The 22,492-nt window shown below is 72.6% G+C and carries 2 protein-coding genes; one reads left to right on the forward strand and one right to left on the reverse strand.

The annotated features are described in order from the left end of the window. On the reverse strand, positions 1-20,730 hold a 20,730-nt coding region (locus ACFZDL_RS30615), incomplete at its 3' end, for a type I polyketide synthase (protein ID WP_353596852.1). 356 nt (positions 20,731-21,086) lie between these two features. Between ACFZDL_RS30615 and ACFZDL_RS30620 the strand changes: the two genes are divergently transcribed. Continuing rightward, complete coding sequence (locus ACFZDL_RS30620) at positions 21,087-22,448, forward strand: glycosyltransferase (protein ID WP_353596853.1); 1,362 nt, start codon at positions 21,087-21,089, stop codon at positions 22,446-22,448. The last annotated feature ends 44 nt before the right edge of the window (positions 22,449-22,492 follow it).

Raw genomic sequence — 22,492 nt, forward strand, 5'->3', positions numbered from 1 at the left:
AGCACCCACATGCCGCGCCAGCTGAATCGCCGCCATACCCACACCACCGGCACCCGCATGCACCAGCACCGACTCACCCGCCGACAACCCCGCCAAGTCCATCAGCCCGTAATACGCGGTCAGGAACGCCACCGGCACCGCCGCCGCATCCTCCGACGACCACCCGTCAGGAACCTTCACCAGCGCACGCCGATCGGCCACGGCGACCGGGCCGAACGCACCCTGCACCATGCCGAACACCCGGTCACCCACCTCAAAAGCGGTGACCTCCGAGCCGGTCTCAAGAACAACACCGGCGGCTTCACACCCCATCCATCCGGCGTCTCCTGGGTACATGCCCAGCGCGTTGAGCACATCGCGAAAATTCACTCCCGCCGCCCGTATCGAGAGCCTGACCTCATTGGCCCTCAACGGTTCGGTGGCTTCCGGGAACTCCACCAGCGAGAGGTGGTCCAGCCTGTCCTTCTTCCTGCTGTCCAGGCGCCACGCCACGCCTGCCGGGGACACCAGGTCCGTTGCGGTGGTCACCCGGGCCAGTCGGCCGACGCGTACGACGCCGTCGCGCACCACGACCTGCGGCTCGCCGGAGGCGAGGGCCACCGGCAGCGCGGACATGGAGGTCTCCCGCTCGTCCACATCGACGAGCAGGAACCGGCCCGGGTGCTCGGACTGGGCCGAGCGCACCAGCCCCCACACCGCCGCTCCGGCCAGGTCGGTCACCGTCGCGCCGTCGTCGGCCGCGATGGCTCCCCGGGTGACGAACGCCAGACGGGAGTGCGCGAACCGGTCCTGGGCCGCCCATTCCTGGAGCAGGCCGAGCACCCGCGCGGTCTCCTCGTGCACCGACGCGGCCACATCGTCGGTTCCGGCGGACCCGGCCGCGACCGTCACCACGTCCGGCACTGTCTCCAGCACCGCCAGGTCGGAGGCCTCGTCGGCGGTCAGCTCCACCGTGTTCGGCCCGGTGCCGGCCACCGGGTCGGCCGGGGCGGGCACCCACTCCAGCCGGAACAGCGCGTCCCGCTCACTGCGATGTGCTCCGGCCCGCTGTTCGGCGGCGAGCGGCCGCAAGGTCAGCGATTCCGCCGACAGGACCACCGCACCTGCCATGTCGACCGCCGTGAGCGACACCGACTCGGCCCCGGCCTTGGCGATCCGTACCCGCAGCACGGAGGCTCCGCCGGCCTGCAGGGACACTCCGCTCCACGAGAACGGCAGCCGGCCCCGGTCCGACTCTCCGAGGTCCACGAAGGACACCGCGTGGAGGGCCGCGTCCAGCAGCGCGGGGTGGATCCCGAACGATTCGGCGTCACTTCCCTGCTCCGGCAGCGCCACCTCGGCGAAGATCTCATCGCCGCGCTGCCAGACGGTTCGCAGCCCCTGGAACAGCGGGCCGTAGCCGAACCCTCCCTCGGCGAAGCGCTCGTAGAAGCCGTCCAGTTCGACCGGCGTGGCCTCCGCGGGGGGCCAGGTCGACAGGGTGGGCTCGGCGGGTCCCCGCCCGGCGGCCAGCACGCCCGTGGCATGGCGGACCCAGGGCTGGTCCGTGGCGTCAGCGGGCCGGGAGTACAGGTTGACGCCGCGACGTCCGGACTCGTCGGGCTCTCCCACCCAGAGCTGGATGGCCACCGCGTCCCGCTCTTCCAACACCAGCGGTGCGGACAGAGTGAGTTCGTCGACGCGGTCACAGCCGACCTGGTCACCGGCGCGGATCGCCAGCTCCAGGAAGCCGGTGCCCGGGAACAGGACCGCACCGCCCACGGTGTGATCGGCCAGCCACGGGTGCGACCGCAGCGACAGCCGCCCGGTGAACAGCAGGCCACCGGCGTCCGCCAGTTCCACCGCGGCGCCCAGCAGTGGATGCTCCGGCGCTCCCAGGCCGGCGGCGGTCACGTCCCCGGTGGGGGCCGCGGCGGCCGGCCAGTACAGCTCGTGCTGGAAGGCGTAGGTCGGCAGCTCGACCCGGCTGGCTCCGGTCCCGGCGAAGAACCGCTGCCACTCGACGTCGACACCATGTGAGTGCAGCCGGGCCAGCGCCGTGACCAGCGCGCGCTCCTCGTCCAGACCCTTACGCAGGGCCGGGACGAGAACAGCGGTGGCAGCCGACTTCTCGGACAGGCTCTCCTGCGCCATCGCGGAGAGCACCCCGTCCGGGCCCAGCTCCAGATACGTGCTCACCCCATGCTCGTCCAGCCACCGCGTTCCGTCGGCGAACCGGACCGTCTCCCGAACATGGCGCACCCAGTACTCGGCCGAGCACACCAGCTCCGCGTCGGCCGACTCACCCGTCAGATTCGAGACGAACGGTATGACCGGGGCCTCATATGAGATGTCCCGGGCCACCCGCCCGAACTCTGCCACCATCGCGTCCATCAACATTGAGTGAAACGCATGCGAGACTCGCAAACGCCTAGTCTTCCGCCCCAAATCCGCGAACGCGGCCGCCACCTCCAGCACCGCGGCTTCCTCCCCGGCGATCACCACCGAACGCGGTCCGTTGACCGCCGCGACCGACACCTGGCCGGTCAGGTACGGAGCGACCTCGTCCTCGGTGGCCTGCAGGGACACCATCGCCCCGCCCGACGGCAGCGCCTGCATCAGCCGGGCCCGCGCTCCCACCAGCGCACACGCGTCCGCCAGCGAGAACACCCCCGCCACATGCGCCGCCGCGACCTCCCCGATCGAATGACCCGCCAGATAATCCGGCCGAACACCCCACGACTCCACCAGCCGGAACAACGCCACCTCAAGCGCGAACAACGCGGGCTGCGTCCACCCCGTCTCATCCAGCAACCCGGCCTCGGCCGACCCGGGCTCGGCGAACATCACCTCCCGCAACGGCCGGTCCAACTCCCGGTCCAGATACGCACACACCTCATCCAGCGCCTCCGCGAACACCGGGAACCGCCCGTACAGCTCCCGCCCCATCCCCGCCCGCTGACTGCCCTGCCCCGAGAACAGGAACGCCACCACCCGGTCCTCCCGGGCCACATCCTGCACCACACCAGCGGCCGCACCACCTGCGGCAAGGGCGCGCAGCCCCTCCACGGCCTCGTCCCGGTCCCCGGACAACACCACACCGCGCCGCTCGAACGCCGACCGCGTGGTCAGCAGGGACAACGCGAGGTCGGCGAGGGCCGGCCCCGGGTTCCGTTCCAGGTGCGACAGCACCCGCGCCGCCTGGGCCCGCAGCGCCTCCGGTGTCTTGCCCGACACCGCCACCGGCACTACGCCGGGCGCCGCATGCGGCGTGTCGTCGTCGGCTCCGGCCGCCGTCGGCGGCGCCTGCTCCACAACGGTGTGCGCGTTGGTGCCGCTGATCCCGAACGACGACACCGCCGCTCGCCTGGGGCGGCTGCCCTCCGGCCACTCCACCGGTGCGGTCAGCAGCCTGACGGCGCCTGACGACCAGTCCACATGCGAGGTCGGCTTGTCCGCGTGCAGCGTGGCGGGCAGCGTGCCGTGTCGCATCGCCATGACCATCTTGATCACACCGGCCACACCGGCAGCCGCCTGCGTATGCCCGATGTTCGACTTCACCGACCCCAGCCACAGCGGGCGCTCCGCGCCCCGGTCCCGGCCATACGTCGCCAACAGCGCTTCGGCTTCGATGGGGTCGCCCAGCGTGGTGCCGGTACCGTGCCCTTCCACCGCATCGACATCGGTGGGCGACAGACCGGCGTCGGCCAGGGCCTGCTTGATCACGCGCTGTTGGGACGGGCCGTTCGGCGCCGTGAGCCCGTTGGAGGCACCGTCCTGGTTCACCGCCGAGCCCCGCAGCACCGCCAGCACCTCATGGCCGTTGCGCTGTGCGTCCGACAGCCGCTCCAGCACCAGCATGCCCACGCCCTCGGACCAGCCCACCCCGTCGGCGCTCTCGGAGAAGGACTTGCACCGCCCGTCGGCCGCAAGACCCCCCTGCGCGCTGAAGTCCACGAAGGGCCCCGGAGTGGCCATGACCGTCACACCACCGGCCAGCGCCAGGGCGCATTCGCCGCTGCGCAGCGCCTGAGCCGCCCAGTGCATGGCCACCAGCGACGACGAGCACGCGGTGTCGACCGTCACCGCCGGGCCCTCCAGGCCGAGGGCGTAGGCGACCCGGCCCGACATCACGCTGCCCGCCGTGCCGGTCCCGACGAAGCTCATCGCTTCCTCCGGGAACTCCGCGCCGGAGCCGTAGTCGTGGTACATCACTCCGGCGAAGACACCGGTCCGGCTGCCGCGCAGCGTCAGCGGGTCGATTCCGGCCCGCTCGATCGCCTCCCACGAGGTCTCCAGCAGCAGCCGCTGCTGCGGGTCCATGGCCAGCGCCTCACGCGGCGAGATCCCGAAGAAGCCAGCGTCGAACTCGCCCGCGTCGTGCAGGAACCCACCCTCACGGACATAGCTCGTGTTCCCGCGAGCGTTCCGGTCCGGGTCGTACAGCGCGTCCAGATCCCATCCCCGGGTGGTCGGGAACCCGGAGACACCGTCCCGTTCGTCGCTCACCAGCTGCCACAGGCTCTCCGGGGAATCCACGCCACCGGGGTAGCGGCAGGCCATGGACACGATGGCGATCGGGTCGTCGTCGACGGGCGTGTGGCGCGGCGCCGGTGCGAGCGGGCCGCTGTCGGTGCCGACGAGTTCCGCCACCAGGTGTTCGGCCAGCGCCATCGGTGTGGGGTAGTCGAACACGAGGGTGGACGGCAGGCGCAGGCCGGTGGCGTTGGCCAGCTGGTTGCGGAGCTCCACCGCGGTCAGCGAGTCGAAGCCCAGTTCGCGGAACTCGTGCCGGACTTCCACCCCTTCCGGCGAAGCGTGTCCGAGAACCGAGGCGACCTCCGTGCTCACCAGGTCCACCACGGCACGGACCCGGTCCGCCGGGCGCAGCTCCGTCAGCCGCTGGGCGAGTGTGCTCGCCGCTGCCGGGTCGGCCCCGGCGGCGTGACGGCGTGGGATCCGGTCGGCGCCGGCGCGCACCAGCCACGGCACCTCACGCCGGGCCCGCAGTGCGGCCACGTCGACGCGGGCGGGCACCAGCAGCGCGTGCCCCAGCGTGCACGCGGTGTCGAACAGCGCCAGGCCCTGTTCGGCGGGCAGCGGCGACATCCCGCCCCGGGCCATCCGTTTGACGTCCGCTTCGCCGAGCTCGCCGGTCATTCCCGCGCTCTGTTCCCATGGGCCCCACGCCAAGGACGTCGCGGCGAGACCGTGCGCCCGCCGGTATTGGGCCAGGCCGTCCAGGAAGCTGTTCGCCGCGGCGTAGTTGGCCTGCCCGGCGCCCCCGATGATGCCCGTGACCGACGAGAACACCACGAACGCCGCGAGGTCCATGTCCGAGGTGAGTTCGTGCAGATGCCACGCGGCGTCCACCTTGGGGCGGAAGACGGTGTCCAGCCGGTCCGGTGTCAGCGAGTCGATCACACCGTCGTCCAGGACGCCCGCGGTGTGGATGACCGCGGTGAGCGGATGCTCCTCGGGGATCCCCGCGAGTAGTCCCGACACGGCGGCCCGGTTCGCGACGTCGCACGCGACGGCCCTGGCCTCGGCTCCGTGCGCCGTCAGCTCGGCGACCATCTCGACGGCTGTGTCGCTCTCGCCACCGCGCCTGCTGGCCAGCAGCACATGCCGCACACCGTGCTCGGCCACCAGGTGCCGGGCGAACAGGCGCCCCAGACCGCCCGTACCACCCGTGATCAGGACCGTGCCGGCTGGATCCCACTGGCGCGGCTCGAGCGCCCCGGTGACCAGGCGGCCCAGCCGTCCGACCCGGACGACGCCGTCGCGAATGACCGCCTGTGGCTCTCCCGAAGCGAGTACGGCGGGGATCGCGGCGGCGGCGTTCTCCTGCTCGTCGAGGTCGATCAGCACGAACTGGTCAGGGTTCTCCACCTGCGCCGACCGCACCAGACCCCACACCGCGGCGGCGGCCGGGTCGAGGACCGTGTCCCCGTCGTCCGCGGCGACCGCACCCCTGGTCACGAACACCAGGCGGGACCGGTCCGACCGGTCGTCGGCCGACCAGCCCTGGACCAGCCGCAGGGCCGTGGAGGTGAGTGCCCGCGCCGTGTCGGCCACCGTTTCCGGACTGCCCTCGCCGCCGTGGGCACCTCCGCTGACCGGGACCAGCACGATGGCGGGCGCGAAGGCGTCGTCGCCGGTCGTCTCGTCCAGGGAGTCCAGGTCCGGGTGCGTCGTGACGGAGGTGTGAGGCGTCGTGAGTGCCGATCCCAGCGCGAACTCGTCCGCTCCGAGTACGGCCCACCGCACGCCCTCGGTGCCAGGGGCGGACCCGGCCGTCGGCAGGGGCGTCCATTCCAGCTGGAACAGCGAGTCGTGCCGACGCGCGGCAGCGGCGGCCATGTGTTCGGTGGACACCGACCGCAGAACGAGCGAATCGACCGACACAACCGGTTCCCCGGCCGCGTCGAGCGCCATCAGCGACACCGATTCCGCACCGGCCTTGGTCAGCCGTACCCGTAGCGTCGACGCGCCGCCGGCGTGCAGACAGACCCCGCTCCAGGAGAACGGCAACCGGCCGGCCGCGCTCTCGTCCAGGTCCACGAACAGCGCCGCGTGCAGCGCGGCGTCCAGCAGCGCGGGATGCACGCCGAAGGACTCGGCGTCGGTCACCTGCTCGTCGAGGGCGACCTCGGCGAAGACCTCGTCCCCGCGCCGCCACACCGCCCGCAGCCCCTGGAACACGGGCCCGTAGGCGAAGCCGCCCTGCGCGAACCGCTCGTAGAACCCCTCAAGGTCGACCTCGGTCGCCCCCTCGGGCGGCCACACCGCGCCATCGGACCGAGCCCCGCGCTCCTCTGCCGTGAGCACGCCCGTGGCATGCCGTACCCAGGGCCCCTCCGCGACGTCAGCGGGGCGGGAGTACACCTGCAGACTGCGGCGTCCCGAGTCGTCCGGCACGCCCACCCACAGCTGCACCGCCACCGCGTCCCGCTCGGGCACCACCAATGGTGTCGCGAGGGTGAGTTCCTCCACCGAACCGCAGCCGACCTGGTCACCGGCGCGTATCGCCAGCTCCAGGAAACCGGTGCCGGGGAACAGCACCACACCGCCGGCCGCGTGGTCGGCCAGCCACGGGTGGGTGGCCACCGACAGCCGACCGGTGAACAGCAGGCCACCGGAGTCGGCCAGCTCCACCGCCGCGCCCAGCAGGGGATGGGCCGCGGAGACCAGGCCAAGACCGGAGGCGTCTCCCGTACGGAGCGAGGCCCCCGGCCAGTAGCGCCGGCGCTGGAAGGCGTAGGTGGGCAGTGCCACTCGTCGGGCGCCCGTTCCGGCGAACAGCGCCTGCCAATCGACCCGCACACCGGTGACATGCAGCCGGGCCAGCGCGGTGAGCAGCGCCCTGTCCTCTTCCTGGTCCTTGCGCAGCGCCGGGGTCACGACGGTGTCGGCGGACGGCTCGGGCAGGCTGTCCTGGGCCGTGGCGGACAGCACTCCGTCGGGGCCGACCTCCAGGAACGCGGTCACCCCGGCCGCGTTCAGCGCGGCCACCCCGTCGGCGAACCGCACCGCCTCCCGCACCTGCCGCACCCAGTACTCCGGTGAGCGGACCAGCTCCGCCGACGCCACCTCACCCGTCACAGTCGACACCAGCGGGATCCGCGGAGCCTCGATGGACACCGTCTTCAGCACCCGCCGGAACCCCTCCAGCATCGGGTCCATCAACGGCGAATGAAACGCATGCGACACCCGGAGCCGCCTGGTCCTGCGCCCCTTCCCTTCGAACCGGGCGGCGATCTCCGACACCGCCGTCTCGTCACCGGCGATCACCACCGAGCGTGGTCCGTTGACCGCCGCGACCGACACCTGGCCGGTCAGATACGGAGCGACCTCGTCCTCGGCGGCCTGCAGCGACACCATCGCCCCACCCGACGGCAACGCCTGCATCAGCCGGGCCCGCGCCGCCACCAGCACACACGCGTCCGCCAGCGAGAACACCCCCGCCACATGCGCCGCCGCGACCTCACCGATCGAATGACCCGCCAGATAATCCGGCCGAACCCCCCACGACTCCACCAGCCGGAACAACGCCACCTCAAGCGCGAACAACGCGGGCTGCGTCCACCCCGTCTCATCCAACAACCCGGCCTCGGCCGACCCCGCCTCCGCGAACATCACCTCCCGCAACGGCCGGTCCAACTCCCGGTCCAGATACGCACACACCTCATCCAGCGCCTCCGCGAACACCGGGAACCGCCCGTACAGCTCCCGCCCCATCCCCGCCCGCTGACTGCCCTGCCCCGAGAACAGGAACGCCACCGTGGGTTCGGTGTGCGCGGTGCCCTCGGCGACCGCCGCCACGTCTTCTCCGTCGGCCAGCAGCACCGCACGGTGCTCGAACACCGACCGGCTCGTCGCCAGCGAGAAGCCCACATCCACCGGCGCGAGACCAGGGTTCGCGGCCACGAACGACATGAGCTGGTCGGTCTGGGCCCGCAATGCGGGCTCGCTCTTGCCCGACACCGGCCACGGCACCGGTCCCGCAGCCGCGGGAGAGACCCCGGGCGCCGCAGGAGCGAGTTCGGGCGCCACGGGTGCCGGGCCCTGCTCCAGGATGACGTGGGCGTTGGTGCCGCTGATCCCGAACGACGAGACACCCGCCCGGCGCGGCCGACCGGCCTGCGGCCACTCGGCGGGCTCGCCCAGCAGTTCGACCGCGCCGGTGGACCAGTCCACATGCGAAGACGGCGCGTCCACGTGCAGGGTCGCGGGCAGCACCCCGTGCCGCATCGCCATGACCATTTTGATCACTCCGGCCACGCCCGCGGCCGCCTGCGTATGCCCGATGTTCGACTTCACCGATCCCAGCCACAGCGGCCGGTCCCCGTCGCGCTCCTGACCGTACGTGGCCAGCAGCGCCTGGGCCTCGATCGGATCACCGAGCCGGGTCCCCGTGCCGTGCGCCTCCACCGCGTCCACATCCGACGCGGACAGCCCAGCACTCGCCAGTGCCTGCCGGATCACCCGCTGCTGCGACGGCCCGTTCGGCGCCGTGAGTCCATTGGACGCGCCATCCTGGTTGATCGCCGAGCCCCGTACCACGGCCAGCACCTCGTGGCCGTTGCGCCGGGCGTCCGACAGCCGCTCCACCACGAGCATGCCGACACCCTCGGACCAGCCCGTACCGTCCGCCGCGTCGGCGAATGCCTTGCACCGGCCGTCCGGCGCCAGCCCGCCCTGGCGGCTGAACCCCGCGAATCCCACCGAGGTGGACATCACCGTCACACCGCCGGCCAAGGCCAGCGAGCACTCCCCCGACCGCAGCGCCTGGGCCGCCAGGTGCAGCGCCACCAGCGATGAGGAACACGCGGTGTCCACGGTCATCGCCGGGCCTTCCAGGGCCAGCGTGTACGACAGACGTCCGGACGCCACGCTCGCGGCGAGTCCGGTGCCGGCGTGCCCGGCCAGCTCCTCCCCGGCGTTCATGACCAGAGTCGAATAGTCCTGGCCGTTCGTGCCGACGAACACGCCGGTCCGGCTGGACCGGAGCGACACGGGGTCGATCCCAGTGCGCTCGAACGCCTCCCACGCGGCCTCGAGCAGCAGCCGCTGCTGCGGATCCATCGCCAGCGCCTCACGCGGCGAGATCCCGAAGAAGCCCGCGTCGAACTCCGCGGCGTCGTGGAGAAACCCGCCTTCGCGGACGGCCCCGCCACCCTGCCCGTCCGGGTCGTCAGGGTCGTCGGGGAGCAGGCCGAGGTCCCAGCCCCGGTCGGTGGGGAAGGCGGAGATCGCGTCGCGGCCGTCGGCGACCAGGTCCCACAGCTGCTCAGGAGAGCGCACACCGCCGGGGAACCGGCAGCTCATCCCGACGATGACGATCGGGTCGTCCAGCGGGGCGGCGGGCAACGCCGGGAGAGCGGTCTCGGTCCGTGTGCCCGTGAGCTCGGTCAGCAGGAGCCGCGCAAGCGCCGCGGGCGTCGGGTGATCGAACACCAAGGTGGACGGCAGGCTCAGCCCGGTCGTCGCCGCGAGCTGATTGCGCAGCTCGATGGCGGTCAACGAGTCGAAGCCCAGGTCCTTGAACGCCCGGTCGGCGCCGATGGCCGCCGTTTTGGAGTACCGCAGCACCTTGGCGACTTCCGCGCGCACCACATCGATCAGGAACCGCGGCCGCTCGTCCTCCGGCAGCCCGGCCAGCCGCTCGGCGAGGCCCGCCCGGGACATCTCCGCGGCACCGCCCGCGGCCGTCCGACGGCCGGGCCGCAGCAGTCCGCGCAGGATGGCGGGCACACCGCCGGGCAGCCGCGGTGCGCCGTTCCCGATCCCGAGCGGCAGGACCAGTGCCTCGTCGCAGGCGGTGGCGGCGTCGAACAACGCCAGTCCTCGCTCGACCGAGAGCGGTGGCATGCCGGCACCGCTGATCCGGCGCATCTCCTCGTCGCTCAGGGTGCTGGTCATGCCCGTGCCCTGCGCCCAGGCTCCCCAGGCGAGGGAGATCGCGGGGAGGCCGTGGGCGCGCCGGTGCTGGGCCAGGGCGTCCAGGAAGACGTTGCCCGCCGCGTAGTTGGCCTGACCCGCGGTGCCCATCACACCGGACACCGAGGAGTAGCAGACGAACGCCGCCAAGTCGAGGCCGCGGGTGAGTTCGTGCAGGTGCCATGCGGCGTCGACCTTCGGCCGCAGTACCGCGTCCAGCCGTTCAGGGGTGAGCGATCCGACGACTCCGTCGTCCAGGACGCCCGCGGCGTGTACCACCGCGGTGAGCGGGTGTCCGGCCGGGACGGCGGCGAGCAGTTCGGCCGTGGCGGCTCGTGTCGACAGGTCGCAGGCGGCCACGGTGACCTCGGCGCCGTACGCGATCAGCTCGTCCCGCAGCTCCACGGCGCCGGGCGCGGCGAGGCCGCGCCTGCCGGCCAGCAGCAGGTGCCGGGCGCCGTGTCGGGTGACCAGATGCCGGGCCAGCTCGGCGCCGAGCCCACCGGTGCCCCCGGTGATCAGTACGGTGCCCTCGGGGTCCCAGCGGCGGGGGGTGGTCAGCACGACTTTGCCGACGTGCCGGGCCAGGCTCATGTCCCGGAACGCCTCGCGGGCCCGGCGCATGTCCCGGGTACGCACCGGAAGCGGCCGCAGAGACCCGTCGCCGAACAGCCGCACCACCTCGACGAGCATCCGCTGGATGTGCTCGTGGTCCACGAGCCCCAGGTCGAACGGCAGGTAGTCCACCTCAGGCAGCGCTTGAGGGTCGCGGATGTTCGCCTTGTCCAGGTTGTCCAGCTCCAGGAACCGGCCGCCCGGCGCCAGCAGGCGCAGCGAGCCATCGGTGAACTCCTCCGGCAGGGCGTTGAGTACGACGTCGACCCCGCCACCGTCCGTGGCATCGGCGAACCTGGGCTCAAACTCCGTGGTGCGCGAGGAGGCGATGTGATCCTCCGCCACGCCCAGCGACCGCAGCGTGTCCCACTTGCCCTCGCTCGCGGTGGCGAACACCTCCGCGCCCAGATGGCGGGCCAGCTGGATCGCCGCCATGCCGACGCCGCCCGCGCCCCGGTGAATCAGCACCTTCTCCCCGGCTCGCAGACCGGCGAGTTCCACCAGGGCGTAGTACGCGGTCAGGAACACCAGCGGCACCGAGGCGGCGGTCTCCCACGTCCAGCCGTCGGGTACGCGGATGAGGAGCCGTTCGTCCGTCACCCCCACGGGGCCGAATCCGCCGGGGAGCAGGCCCATCACCGGGTCTCCGGGCCGGAGCCCGGTCACCTCGGGTCCGATCGCCTCGACCACGCCGGCGGCCTCGGAGCCGAGCGGCCCGGTCTCCCCCGGACACCTGTCGAGCGCGGTGAGGACATCGCGGAAGTTCACCCCGGCGGCGCGTATCGCCACCCGCACCTCGCGGCCGGTCAGCGGCGCGAGCGTCTCGGGGCAGGCGGCGAGCGTCAGCCCGTCCAGGCTGCCCTTCGCGCGGGTGTCCAGCCGCCACGGCTCACCGGTCGGCGGCACCAGGCCGTCGGACGTGGCCAGCCGCGCCAGGCGCGCGACACGTACCGTGCCGGCGCGGACGACTGCCTGCGGCTCGTCGGCGTCGAACAGCGCGGGGAGTGCGGGCAGCACGGCCGCGGACTCCTGGGAGTCGTCCAGGTCGACCAGCAGGAACCGGCCGGGGTGCTCCGACTGGGCGGACCGTACGAGGCCCCACACGGCCGCGGCCGCGAGGTCGGTGACGTCCTGGTCCGCGTCGGCCACCGCTCCTCGGGTGGCGAACACCAGGCGCGACCGGGCGAACCGCTCCTCGGCCAGCCAGTCCCGCAACAGCCCCAGCGCGTGGTGTGTCAGTTGGCGCACCGACTCCGGGCCACGGGCGGGGTCGTCGTCCGCGAGCGGTTCGCCCATGAGCGGGGCGACCACGACCTGGGGGACCGCGGCGCCTTCGGGCCCGGCGAGGTCGGCCGGCGCCCGTACCGGCGTGGTGGCCCGGGTGAGGCCCGCGGACCGCAGCACCGCGGCCAGGTCCCACTCGTCCGTCCCGAGCACCGCCCACTCGGCGGCCCCGGCCACGCCGTCCAGCGGCCGGGGCACCCACTCGACCCGGAACAGCGAGTTCAGCTCGTCGCGGCCCGTCGTCGCGAACGTCCGCTTGGACGCCGGCCGGAGCGCCAGCGAGTCCACCGAGATCACCGGTGCGCCCTGCACATCGACGGCGCTCAGCGCGACCGCGTCCGGGCCGCTCCTGGTCAGCCTGACCCGCAGCGTCGACGCCCCCGAGGCGTGCAGCGACACCCCGCTCCAGGCGGACGGAAGCAGGCCCTGTTCGTCGCCGTCCGCGGCGGCGTCCGTGAACTCGGCCGCGTGCAGCGCGGCGTCCAACAGCGCCGGGTGCACACCGAAGGTCTCCGCGTCCCGTACGTCCTCGGGCAGGGCGACTTCGGCGAAGACCTCCGCGCCGCGCGTCCAGACCGCCCGCAGTCCGCGGAAGGCCGGTCCGTGAGCCAGCCCGGCCTGTTCGTGGCGCTCGTACAGGCCGTCCAGGTCCAGCGTGGCCGCCCCGTGCGGCGGCCATGCCGTCGTATCGAAGTCGGCGACCTCAACGGCCTCCGTGAGGAGTCCCGTGGCGTGCAGGGTCCACTCCTGCCCGGGGCCGTCGGCGGGGCATGAGTGGAACCGCAGTTCCCGGTGTCCGAGGCCGTCCCGGCTTCCCACCCAGAGCTGCACCCGGACGGCTCCCCGCTCGGGCAGGACCAGGGGGGTGGTCAGGGACAGGTCCTCGACGCGATCGCACCCCGCCTGGTCCGCGGCGCGGATCACCAGCTCCAGGAAGCCGGTGCCGGGGAAGAACACCTGCCCGCCCACCACGTAGTCGGCCAGCCAGGGCTGGGCGGTCAGGGACAGCGTGCCGGTCAGTACCAGCTCCTCGGAGGCCGCCACCGTCATGGCCGCGCCCAGCAGCGGATGCCCGGCCGGCTCCAGTCCCGCACCGGTCAGGTCCGTCGCGCGCACCGAAGCGGACGGCCAGAAACGCTCGTGCTGGAAGGCGTACGTGGGCAGGTCGATCCGGCGCGCGCCGGTTCCGGCGAAGAACGCGGGCCAGTCCACGCCGACGCCCGTGACATGCAGCCGGGCCAGCGCCGCCACCACGGCGGACTGCTCGTCCCGGTCCTTGCGCAGCCCCGGGACCACCACGGTGTCCTCGGGCACCGACTCCCGGGCCATCGCCGACAGCACGCTGTCCGGGCCCAGCTCGACCGTTACGGAAACGCCTTCTTCGGTCAGCGTCCGCAGCCCGTCGGCGAACCGCACCGGCTCTCGTACGTGCCGCACCCAGTACTCCGGCGAGCGCAGCTCCTGCGCCGTGGCGAGGCCGCCGGTCAGATTGGACACGACGGGGATGGCCGGCTCCTGGGGCGACAGTCGCGCCACCACGTGCCGGAAGTCCGCCAGCATCGGGTCCGTCAAAGGGGAGTGGAAGGCGTGGCTGACGGCCAGCCGCTTGGTCTTGCGGCCCTCGGCCTCGAGGCGGGCCGCGGTCCGCAGCACCTGGGGCTCCTCACCGGCGATCACCAGCGAGCGCGGTCCGTTGAGCGCGGCGATCGACACCCGCTCGCCCAGGTGCGGTACGGCCTCGTCCTCGGTCGCCTGCACGGACACCATCGCCCCGCCGGGCGGCAGCTCCTGCATCAGCCGGGCCCGGGCGGCCACCAGCGTGCAGGCGTCCTCCAGCGAGAACACTCCGGCCACATGCGCGGCCACGACCTCGCCGATCGAATGCCCGGCCAGACAGTCCGGTGTGACTCCCCAGGACTCCAGCAGCCGGAACAGCGCCACTTCGAGAGCGAACAGCGCGGGTTGCGTCCATCCCGTCCGGTCCAGCAGCGCCGCGTCGGCCGACCCGGGGTCGGCGAAGAGCACCTCGCGCAACGGGCGGTCCAGCTCCCGGTCCAGATGCGCGCACACCGCGTCGAGGGCTTCGGCGAACGCCGGGAACCGGCCGTACAGCTCCCGGCCGGCACCGGCCCGTTGGCTGCCCTGCCCGGAGAACAGCACCGCGAGCCTGACGCCGCTTCGCGCCCCGCCACGAGCGGCCTCCACCGGGCCGTCGTCGTGGCCGGTGTCCGCCAGCAGGACGGCGCGGTGCTCGAACAGCGACCGGCCCGTGGCCAGCGAGTAGCCCACGTCCAGCGGCGCCGCGCCGGGGTTCTCGTCGGACCATTCCCGCAGCCGGTCCAGCTGCGCCGCCAGCGCCTCCTCGCTCTTGGCCGACACCGGCCACGGCACCGGACCCGCGGCCACCGGCACCGCCTCGGACTTAACGGGCGCCGGGCCCTGCTCGAGAATGACATGCGCGTTGGTGCCGCTGATCCCGAACGAGGAGACACCCGCCCGGCGCGGCCCTCCGGCCTCCTGCCACTCGACCGGCTCCCGCAACAGCTCCACCGCGCCCGCCGACCAGTCCACATGCGAGGTCGGCTCATCCACATGCAGCGTTCGCGGCAACATCCCGTGCCGCATCGCCATCACCATCTTGATCACACCGGCCACACCCGCCGCCGCCTGCGTATGTCCGAGGTTGGACTTCACCGACCCCAGCCACAGCGGCCGTTCACGCCCCTGCCCATAGGTGGCCAGCAGCGCCTGCGCCTCGATCGGGTCCCCCAGCGTGGTCCCCGTGCCGTGCGCCTCCACCGCGTCCACATCCGCCGGGGAGAGACCGGCACTCGCCAGCGCGGCACGGATCACCCGCTGCTGCGACGGGCCGTTCGGAGCCGTCAACCCGTTCGACGCGCCATCCTGGTTCACCGCCGAACCGCGCACCACCGCCAACACGTCGTGGCCGTGGCGCCGGGCGTCCGACAACCGCTCCAGCACCAGCAGCCCCACGCCCTCGGACCACCCCGTGCCGTCCGCCGCGTCCGCGAACGCCTTGCAGCGACCGTCCGGGGCCAGTCCGCTCTGCCCGCTGAAGCCCACGAACCCGCCTGGGGTGGACATCACCGTCACCCCGCCCGCCAGCGCGAGCGAGCACTCCCCGGCCCGCAGCGCCTGCGCCGCCAGGTGCAGCGCCACCAGTGAGGCCGAGCAGGCCGTGTCGACCGTCATCGCGGGGCCTTCGAGGCCGAGTGTGTAGGAGAGCCGGCCGGACGCCACGCTCGCCGCGATGCCCGTGCCGGTGTGCCCCGACGTGTCGGAGTTCGCCGTTCTGACCAGGTCCGAGTAGTCCTGGCCGTTCGTCCCGACGAATACCCCGGCCTGGCTGCCGCGGAGCGACACCGGGTCGATGCCGGTGCGCTCGAACGCCTCCCAGGCGGCTTCCAGCAGCAGTCGCTGCTGGGGATCCATGGCCATCGCCTCACGCGGGGAGATCCCGAAGAAGTCGGCGTCGAACCCGGCCGCGTCGTAGAGGAAGCCTCCCTTGGCGGTGTCGCTGCTCCCGGAACCGCCGCCGGTAAGTTCGTCGAGGTCCCAGCCCCGATCGGCCGGGAAGCCGGAAATCGCGTCCGCTCCCGCGGCCAGAAGCCGCCACAGATCCTCGGGGGACCGCACATCGCCCGGAAAGCGGCAGCTCATTCCGACGATCACGACCGGGTCGTCGGTGACGTCGGCCGCGACGGCCACCGGGCCGGGCCTGCCCTCGCGGTCCCCCGTCAACTCGGCGACCAGGAAGTCCGCGAGGACGGTGGGGGTGGGGTGGTCGAACACCAAGGTGGCGGGCAGGTTGAGCCCGGTCACGGCGGCGAGCTGGTTGCGCAGCTCGATCGCGGTCAGCGAGTCGAAGCCCAGATCCTTGAACGCCCGGCCGGGCTCGATCGCCGCCGCGCCGGAATACCTCAGCACCGCGGCGACCTCTCCACGGACCAGGTCCAGTACGGCCGCGGAGCGATCGGCCGCGGCCAGGGGGGACAGCCGCTCCAGGAGGGCGGACGCGGCCGGTGCGATCTCCCGGCCGCCGGCACCCGCCTCGATCAGCTCGCGACAGCCGGGCAGGTCCGAGAGGACCGGGCTGGGACGTACGCCGGCGAACACGCGCAGGAACTCGGGCCGCTGGATGTCGGCGATGACGAGCACCGCGTCCTGCCCGACGACGGCCCGGCTCAACGCGGAGACCGCGGGCTCGGGTTCCAGGGCCGAGGTGCCGGTGCGCCGCGAGAGGGCGTCGCCCCGGCCGTCCCCGGCCATGCCGCCACCGGCCCAGGCGCCCCAGGCCACCGAGGTGGCGGGCAGGCCCTCAGCGCGGCGCCGTTCCGCCAGTGCGTCCAGTACCGCGTTCGCGGCGGCGTAGTTCCCCTGCCCCGGGTTGCCCAGCGCGCCCGCCGCCGACGAGAACAGCGCGAACACCGCGAGATCCACGTCCCGGGTCAGCTCGTCCAGGACGAGGGCCGACTGCACCTTCGACCGGAACACCGCCTCGAACCGATCCGGCGACAGCCCTTCCAACACCCCGTCATCCAGCACACCCGCCGCATGCACCACACCTGTCAACGGGCAGTCATCGGGAACGGCTGCCAGCACGGCCGCCACCGCGTCCCGGTCGGCGACATCGCACGCCACCACCGAGACCCGCGCGCCCAAGGCCTCCAGCTCGGACCGCAGCTCGTCGGCGCCCGGGGCCCCTTCGCCGCTCCGGCTGGCCAGCACCAGGTGTTCGGCGCCACTGCGCGCCAGCCAGCGGGCGACATGGCCGCCCAGAACCCCCGTACCGCCGGTCACCAACACCGTGCCCGACGGCTCCCAGGCCCCCGTCGAGGGCCCGGCCGGCGCCGCGACAAGCCGGCGACCGAACACTCCGGACCTGCGGACCGCGACCTGGTCCTCACCCTCGAATCCGGCCAGCACCGCGGCGAACCGCGATGCCACCCGTCCGTCCACGGCCTCCGGCAGATCGACCACGCCGCCCCAGCGCTGTGGGTACTCCAACGCCGCGACGCGCCCGAGGCCCCACACCGCGGCCTGTACCGCGCTCGCCACCCGCTCCGAACGCCCCACCGACACCGCGCCCCGGGTGACCGCCCACACCGGCGCGTCAACTCCCGCGTCGCCCAGAGCCTGCAACAGCGACGTCGTCGCCACGACTCCCTCGGGGACGGCCGGACGCTCCGCCGTCGTCGACTCCAGCAGCGCCAGCAGCGACACCACTCCTGTGGGCGGCCCGGCGTCCGCCACGATCTCGCGCAGCCGCTCGGCCAGGACCGTACGGTCCGTGTCGCCGGCCTCCAGCCGCACCGTCCGGGTGCCCAGCGCGGCGGCCACCGAGCACACCCACGGGTCCTCCGCCAGCCCCTCCGCCACCACGACCAGCCAGATGCCCGACACCACGCCCTCGGGCACACCGGTCAGTGGCTTCCAGGTGACGCGGTGTCGCCACCCGTCCACAACCGACCGCTCCCGCCGCTGCCGACGCCACGACGACAACGCCGGTACCAGGGATTCCAGCGCCGCGCCGGCGCCATCCAGGTTGACATCCAGGTCGGCTGCCAACGCGCCGAGGTCCTCCCGCTCCACCGCGGCCCAGAACTCCGCGTCCACCGGGTCCGCCGCACCGCCCGGTACGTCCGCGGTGACCTCGGGCCAGTACCGCTCGTGCTGGAACGCGTAGGTCGGCAGATCCACGCGCCGCGCCCCGGACCCGGCGAAGAACGCCGACCAGTCCAGGCGGGCCCCGGCGATGTGCAGCCGGGCCACCGCCTCGGTCAGGGCCTCCTCCTCGGTCAGGTCCTTGCGGAGCGCGGGGACGAGGGCCGGGGCGGTGGGCCGGTCTCCCAGCGTCTCCTGGGCCATGGCGGACAGCACGCCGTCGGGGCCGACCTCGAGGAAGGCGGACGCACCGGCCGCGCTCATCGCCGTCACCGCGTCGGCGAACCGCACCGGCTCCCGGACGTGCCGCACCCAGTACTCGGGGGAACACACCAGCTCGGCCGTGGCCATCTCACCGGTCACGTTCGATACGAGCGGGATCTGTGGCGCCTCGTACGAGACCCCCCGCGCGACCTCGCCGAACTCGGCCAGCATCGGGTCCGTCAACGGCGAATGGAACGCGTGCGACACCCGCAGGCGGCGGGTCTTGCGGCCCTGCTCCTCGAACCGTGCCGCGATCTCGAGCACCGCGGGCTCATCCCCGGCGATCACCACCGAGCGCGGTCCGTTGAGCGCCGCGATCGACACCCGCTCGCCCAGATACGGGACGACCTCGTCCTCGGCGGCCTGCAGGGACACCATCGCCCCACCGGACGGCAGCCCGTGCATCAGCCGGGCCCGCGCCGCCACCAGCGCACACGCGTCCGCCAGCGAGAACACCCCGGCCACATGGGCCGCCGCGATCTCCCCGATCGAATGCCCCGCCAGACAGTCCGGCCTCACACCCCACGACTCGACCAGCCGGAACAGCGCCACCTCGAAGGCGAACAACGCGGGCTGCGTCCACCCCGTCTCGTCCAGCAGCGCCGCCTCCGGCGACCCGGGCCCGGCGAACACCACCTCCCGCAACGGGCGCTCCAACCGCTCGTCCAGGTGCTCGCACACCGCGTCGAACGCCTCGGCGAACGCCGGGAAGCGTGCGTACAACTCGCTTCCCATGCCCGCCCGTTGGGCGCCCTGCCCGGAGAACAGCACCCCGAGCCCGCCGTCCGGGCGGGCCACCCCCTGGAGCGCGCCCGCCGTGGTCCGTCCGGAGAGCCAGGAGCCCAGCTGCGCGCGGAGGCCCGCCGCGTCCTTTGCCAGTACCGCCAGCCGGTGCTCGAAGCCCGAGCGGGTGGTGGCCAGCGACAGCGCCACGTCCAGCGCGTCCGCCGGCGGCGCGCTGTCGAGGAAGGACGCGAGGCGGGCCGCCTGGGCGCGCAGCGCGGGTCCGGTTCTGCCGGAGAGCACCCACGGCACCATGGCGGGGCGCCCCGTGGGGGCGCTCCCGGGTTCCGGCTCGGCCGGTGGGGCCTGCTCCAGGATGGTGTGCGCGTTGGTGCCGCTGACGCCGAACGAGGAGATCCCGGCGCGGCGCGGGCGGTCCCCGTCCGGCCAGGCCACCGCCTCGGTCAGCAACTCGACCGCGCCCGCGGACCAGTCCACATGCGAGGAGGGGGCCTCCACGTGCAAGGTGGCCGGGAGCACCCCGTGCCGCATCGCCATGACCGTCTTGATGACACCGGCCACGCCCGCCGCCGCCTGCGTATGCCCGATGTTCGACTTCACCGACCCCAGCCGCAGCGGCTGTTCGCGCTCTTGGCCGTACGTGGCCAGCAGCGCCTGCGCCTCGATGGGGTCGCCCAGCCTCGTGCCGGTGCCGTGCGCCTCCACCGCGTCCACATCCGCGGCGGACAGCCCCGCGTTCTCCAGCGCCTGCCGGATCACCCGCTGCTGCGAGGGCCCGTTCGGCGCGGTGAAGCCGTTGGACGCCCCGTCCTGGTTGATCGCCGAGCCCCGTACCAGGGCGAGCACCTGATGTCCGTTGCGGCGTGCGTCCGTCAGCCGCTCCACCACCAGGACGCCGACGCCCTCGGCCCATCCCGTACCGTCCGCCGCGTCGGCGAACGACTTGCACCGGCCGTCGGCGGCCAGCCCGCCCTGCCGGCTGAACTCGATGAATGCGCCCGGAGTGGACATCACGGTCACACCGCCGACCAGCGCCAGCGAACACTCCCCCGACCGCAGGGCCTGGGTGGCGAGGTGGAGGGCCACCAGCGAGGAGGAGCAGGCGGTGTCCACCGTGACGGCGGGACCTTCGAGGCCGAGCGTGTAGGAGAGCCGTCCGGAGGCGGCGCCGGCGCCCATGCCGGTGCCGACGTTGCCTTCCAGGTCGGTCAGGGAGTTCACGGTCAGATACGAGTAGTCCTGGCCGCTCATGCCGACGAAGACCCCGGTGCGGGAGCCCTTCAGCCGCAACGGGTCGATCCCGGCCCGCTCCACCGCCTCCCAGGAGGTTTCCAGCAACAGCCGCTGCTGCGGGTCCATGGACAGCGCCTCGCGTGGCGAGATCCCGAAGAAGCCGGGGTCGAAGTCGGCGACCCCGTCGAGGAACCCGCCCTCCCGGGTGGCGCTGGCGCCCGGGAGGCCGTCACCCGCGTCCAGCGCGTCCAGGTCCCAGCCGCGGTCGACGGGGAACCCGGAAATCGCCTCGCGGCCCTCGGCGACCAGTTCCCACAGCTCCTCCGGCGAACGCACCCCGCCCGGAAACCGGCAGCTCATTGCCACGATCGCGATCGGCTCCGTTGCCGCGGCAACGAGAGTCTGGTTCTGCCGGCGCAGCCGCTCGGTCTCCTTCATGGAGGCTCGGAGCGCTTCGACGACCTTGTCGCTGGGCGTAGCCATGATCAACTCCGTAGTTCGGCATGGATCCGTCGTTCGCATGGATCTGTGGACAGCGCTTACGGGCGCAGCGCCGCGTGCGCGGTTTCCACTGCGCGCCGTCGAACCAGTCGGCGTCCCTGGTTCCGAAGTGAAAACGACGAGCCACTGGCAATCCCCTAGTCATGGCCACAGCGCCCCGCGGCCAGCGGCTCAGCACCCCGCTGTCGTCGAACTACTGGGGATTTCTTTGGCCGTGTGCCGGTAGCAAGGAAGTCCGGCTGCCGATCGAGTACCGATCGCCTTGTTCGCGCGCCTCGGTGTGCGAGCGCGCTCGGCATGCCTCCCGTCATCCACCCGCACCCGCGGAGGTGTTGATCGTGACCTCGTCCCGACGGCCGATCCTGTTTGTGAGCTCACCGGAGAGCGGGTTGTTCAACTCGCTGTTCGCCATCGCCACCGAGCTGTCGCGGCGGGGGGTGCCTGATCTGTGGTTCGCCACCGACGAGAAGCGGCGTGCGGACATCGAGGGGATCGCCGGGGAGAGCCCGGTGCGCTTTGCCTCCCTGGGCGAGGTGGTGCCCGAGTTCTCCTCCCCCACCTGGGACGACGAGACGTATCGGCGGGTCACTCAGCCGTCGCGGTGGAAGGCCCATCGCGCGCTCGTGGAGCACACCTTCAAACCGCATCTGCGGGTCCCCAAGTACCGTGCTGTGGACGCGGTGGTGGATGAGGTCGAGCCCGCGCTGATGATCATCGACAGTGTGTCGTTCTTCGGTGTCGAGGTGGCCGTCACCAGGAAGATCCCGTTCATGCTGAGCGTCCCCTTCCTGCCCAGCAACCTGTTCATGACCAGCCTGCGCTCCAACTTCCCCTCGGCACACTCCGGTCTGTCGCTCCACATGTCCTTCGCACAGCGGATGGCCAATCGCTGGTTCAAGATCCGCAAGGTGGCGATGTTCTTCAAGCCGAGCATGCTCAAGACGCTCGGCGCCTTCAACCAGGTGCGCAAGGACCTCGGCATCGCCCCCGAGGCGGCCAAGATGACCGCGCGGACCGACCTGGCCGAACAGATCCTGTGTTTCTCGGTCACCGGCCTGGAGTATCCGTTCCCGTTCCCCGACAACATGCGTCTGCTGGGGGCGATCGTGCCTCCGCTGCCCGAGGCGCCGGACGACGGCGGACTGTCCCGGTGGCTCGACGCCCGGGACTCGGTGGTCTACATGGGCTTCGGTACGGTCACCCGGCTGACCGCGGAACAGGTGCGCTCCCTCGTGGAGGTGGTCCGCCGGCTCGAGGGGCGCCACGATGTGCTGTGGAAGCTGCCCAAGGAGCAGCAGGGGTTTCTGCCGCCGGACGACGAGCTGCCGGGCAATCTGCGGATCGAGAGCTGGGTGCCGTCCCAGCTCGATGTGCTGGCCCACCCGAACGTCAAGGTCTTCTTCACCCATGGCGGGGGCAACGGCTTCCACGAGGGGATCTACTTCGGCAAGCCGCTGGTGGTCCGGCCGCTGTGGATCGACTGCTACGACCAGGCCGTGCGCGGCGCGGACAGCGGGGTCAGCCTGACCCTGGACCGGCCGCAGACCTTCGACGTCGACGATGTGCTCGACAAGCTGACGCGGGTGCTGAACGAGGCCTCGTTCCACGAGCGGGCCAGGCACTTCGCCCAGGTGCAGCGGGAGGCGGGCGGCTTGAACGCCGCGGCCGAGCTGATCCTCGGCTCTCCCGCGCTGAAGTGACGACCAGCCGAACACTCCCTGCCCGAACACCACCTACGTGGGAA

Origin of the sequence: Streptomyces sp. NPDC007917 (genome assembly GCF_042959105.1) — a bacterium.
GTDB lineage: Bacteria > Actinomycetota > Actinomycetes > Streptomycetales > Streptomycetaceae > Streptomyces.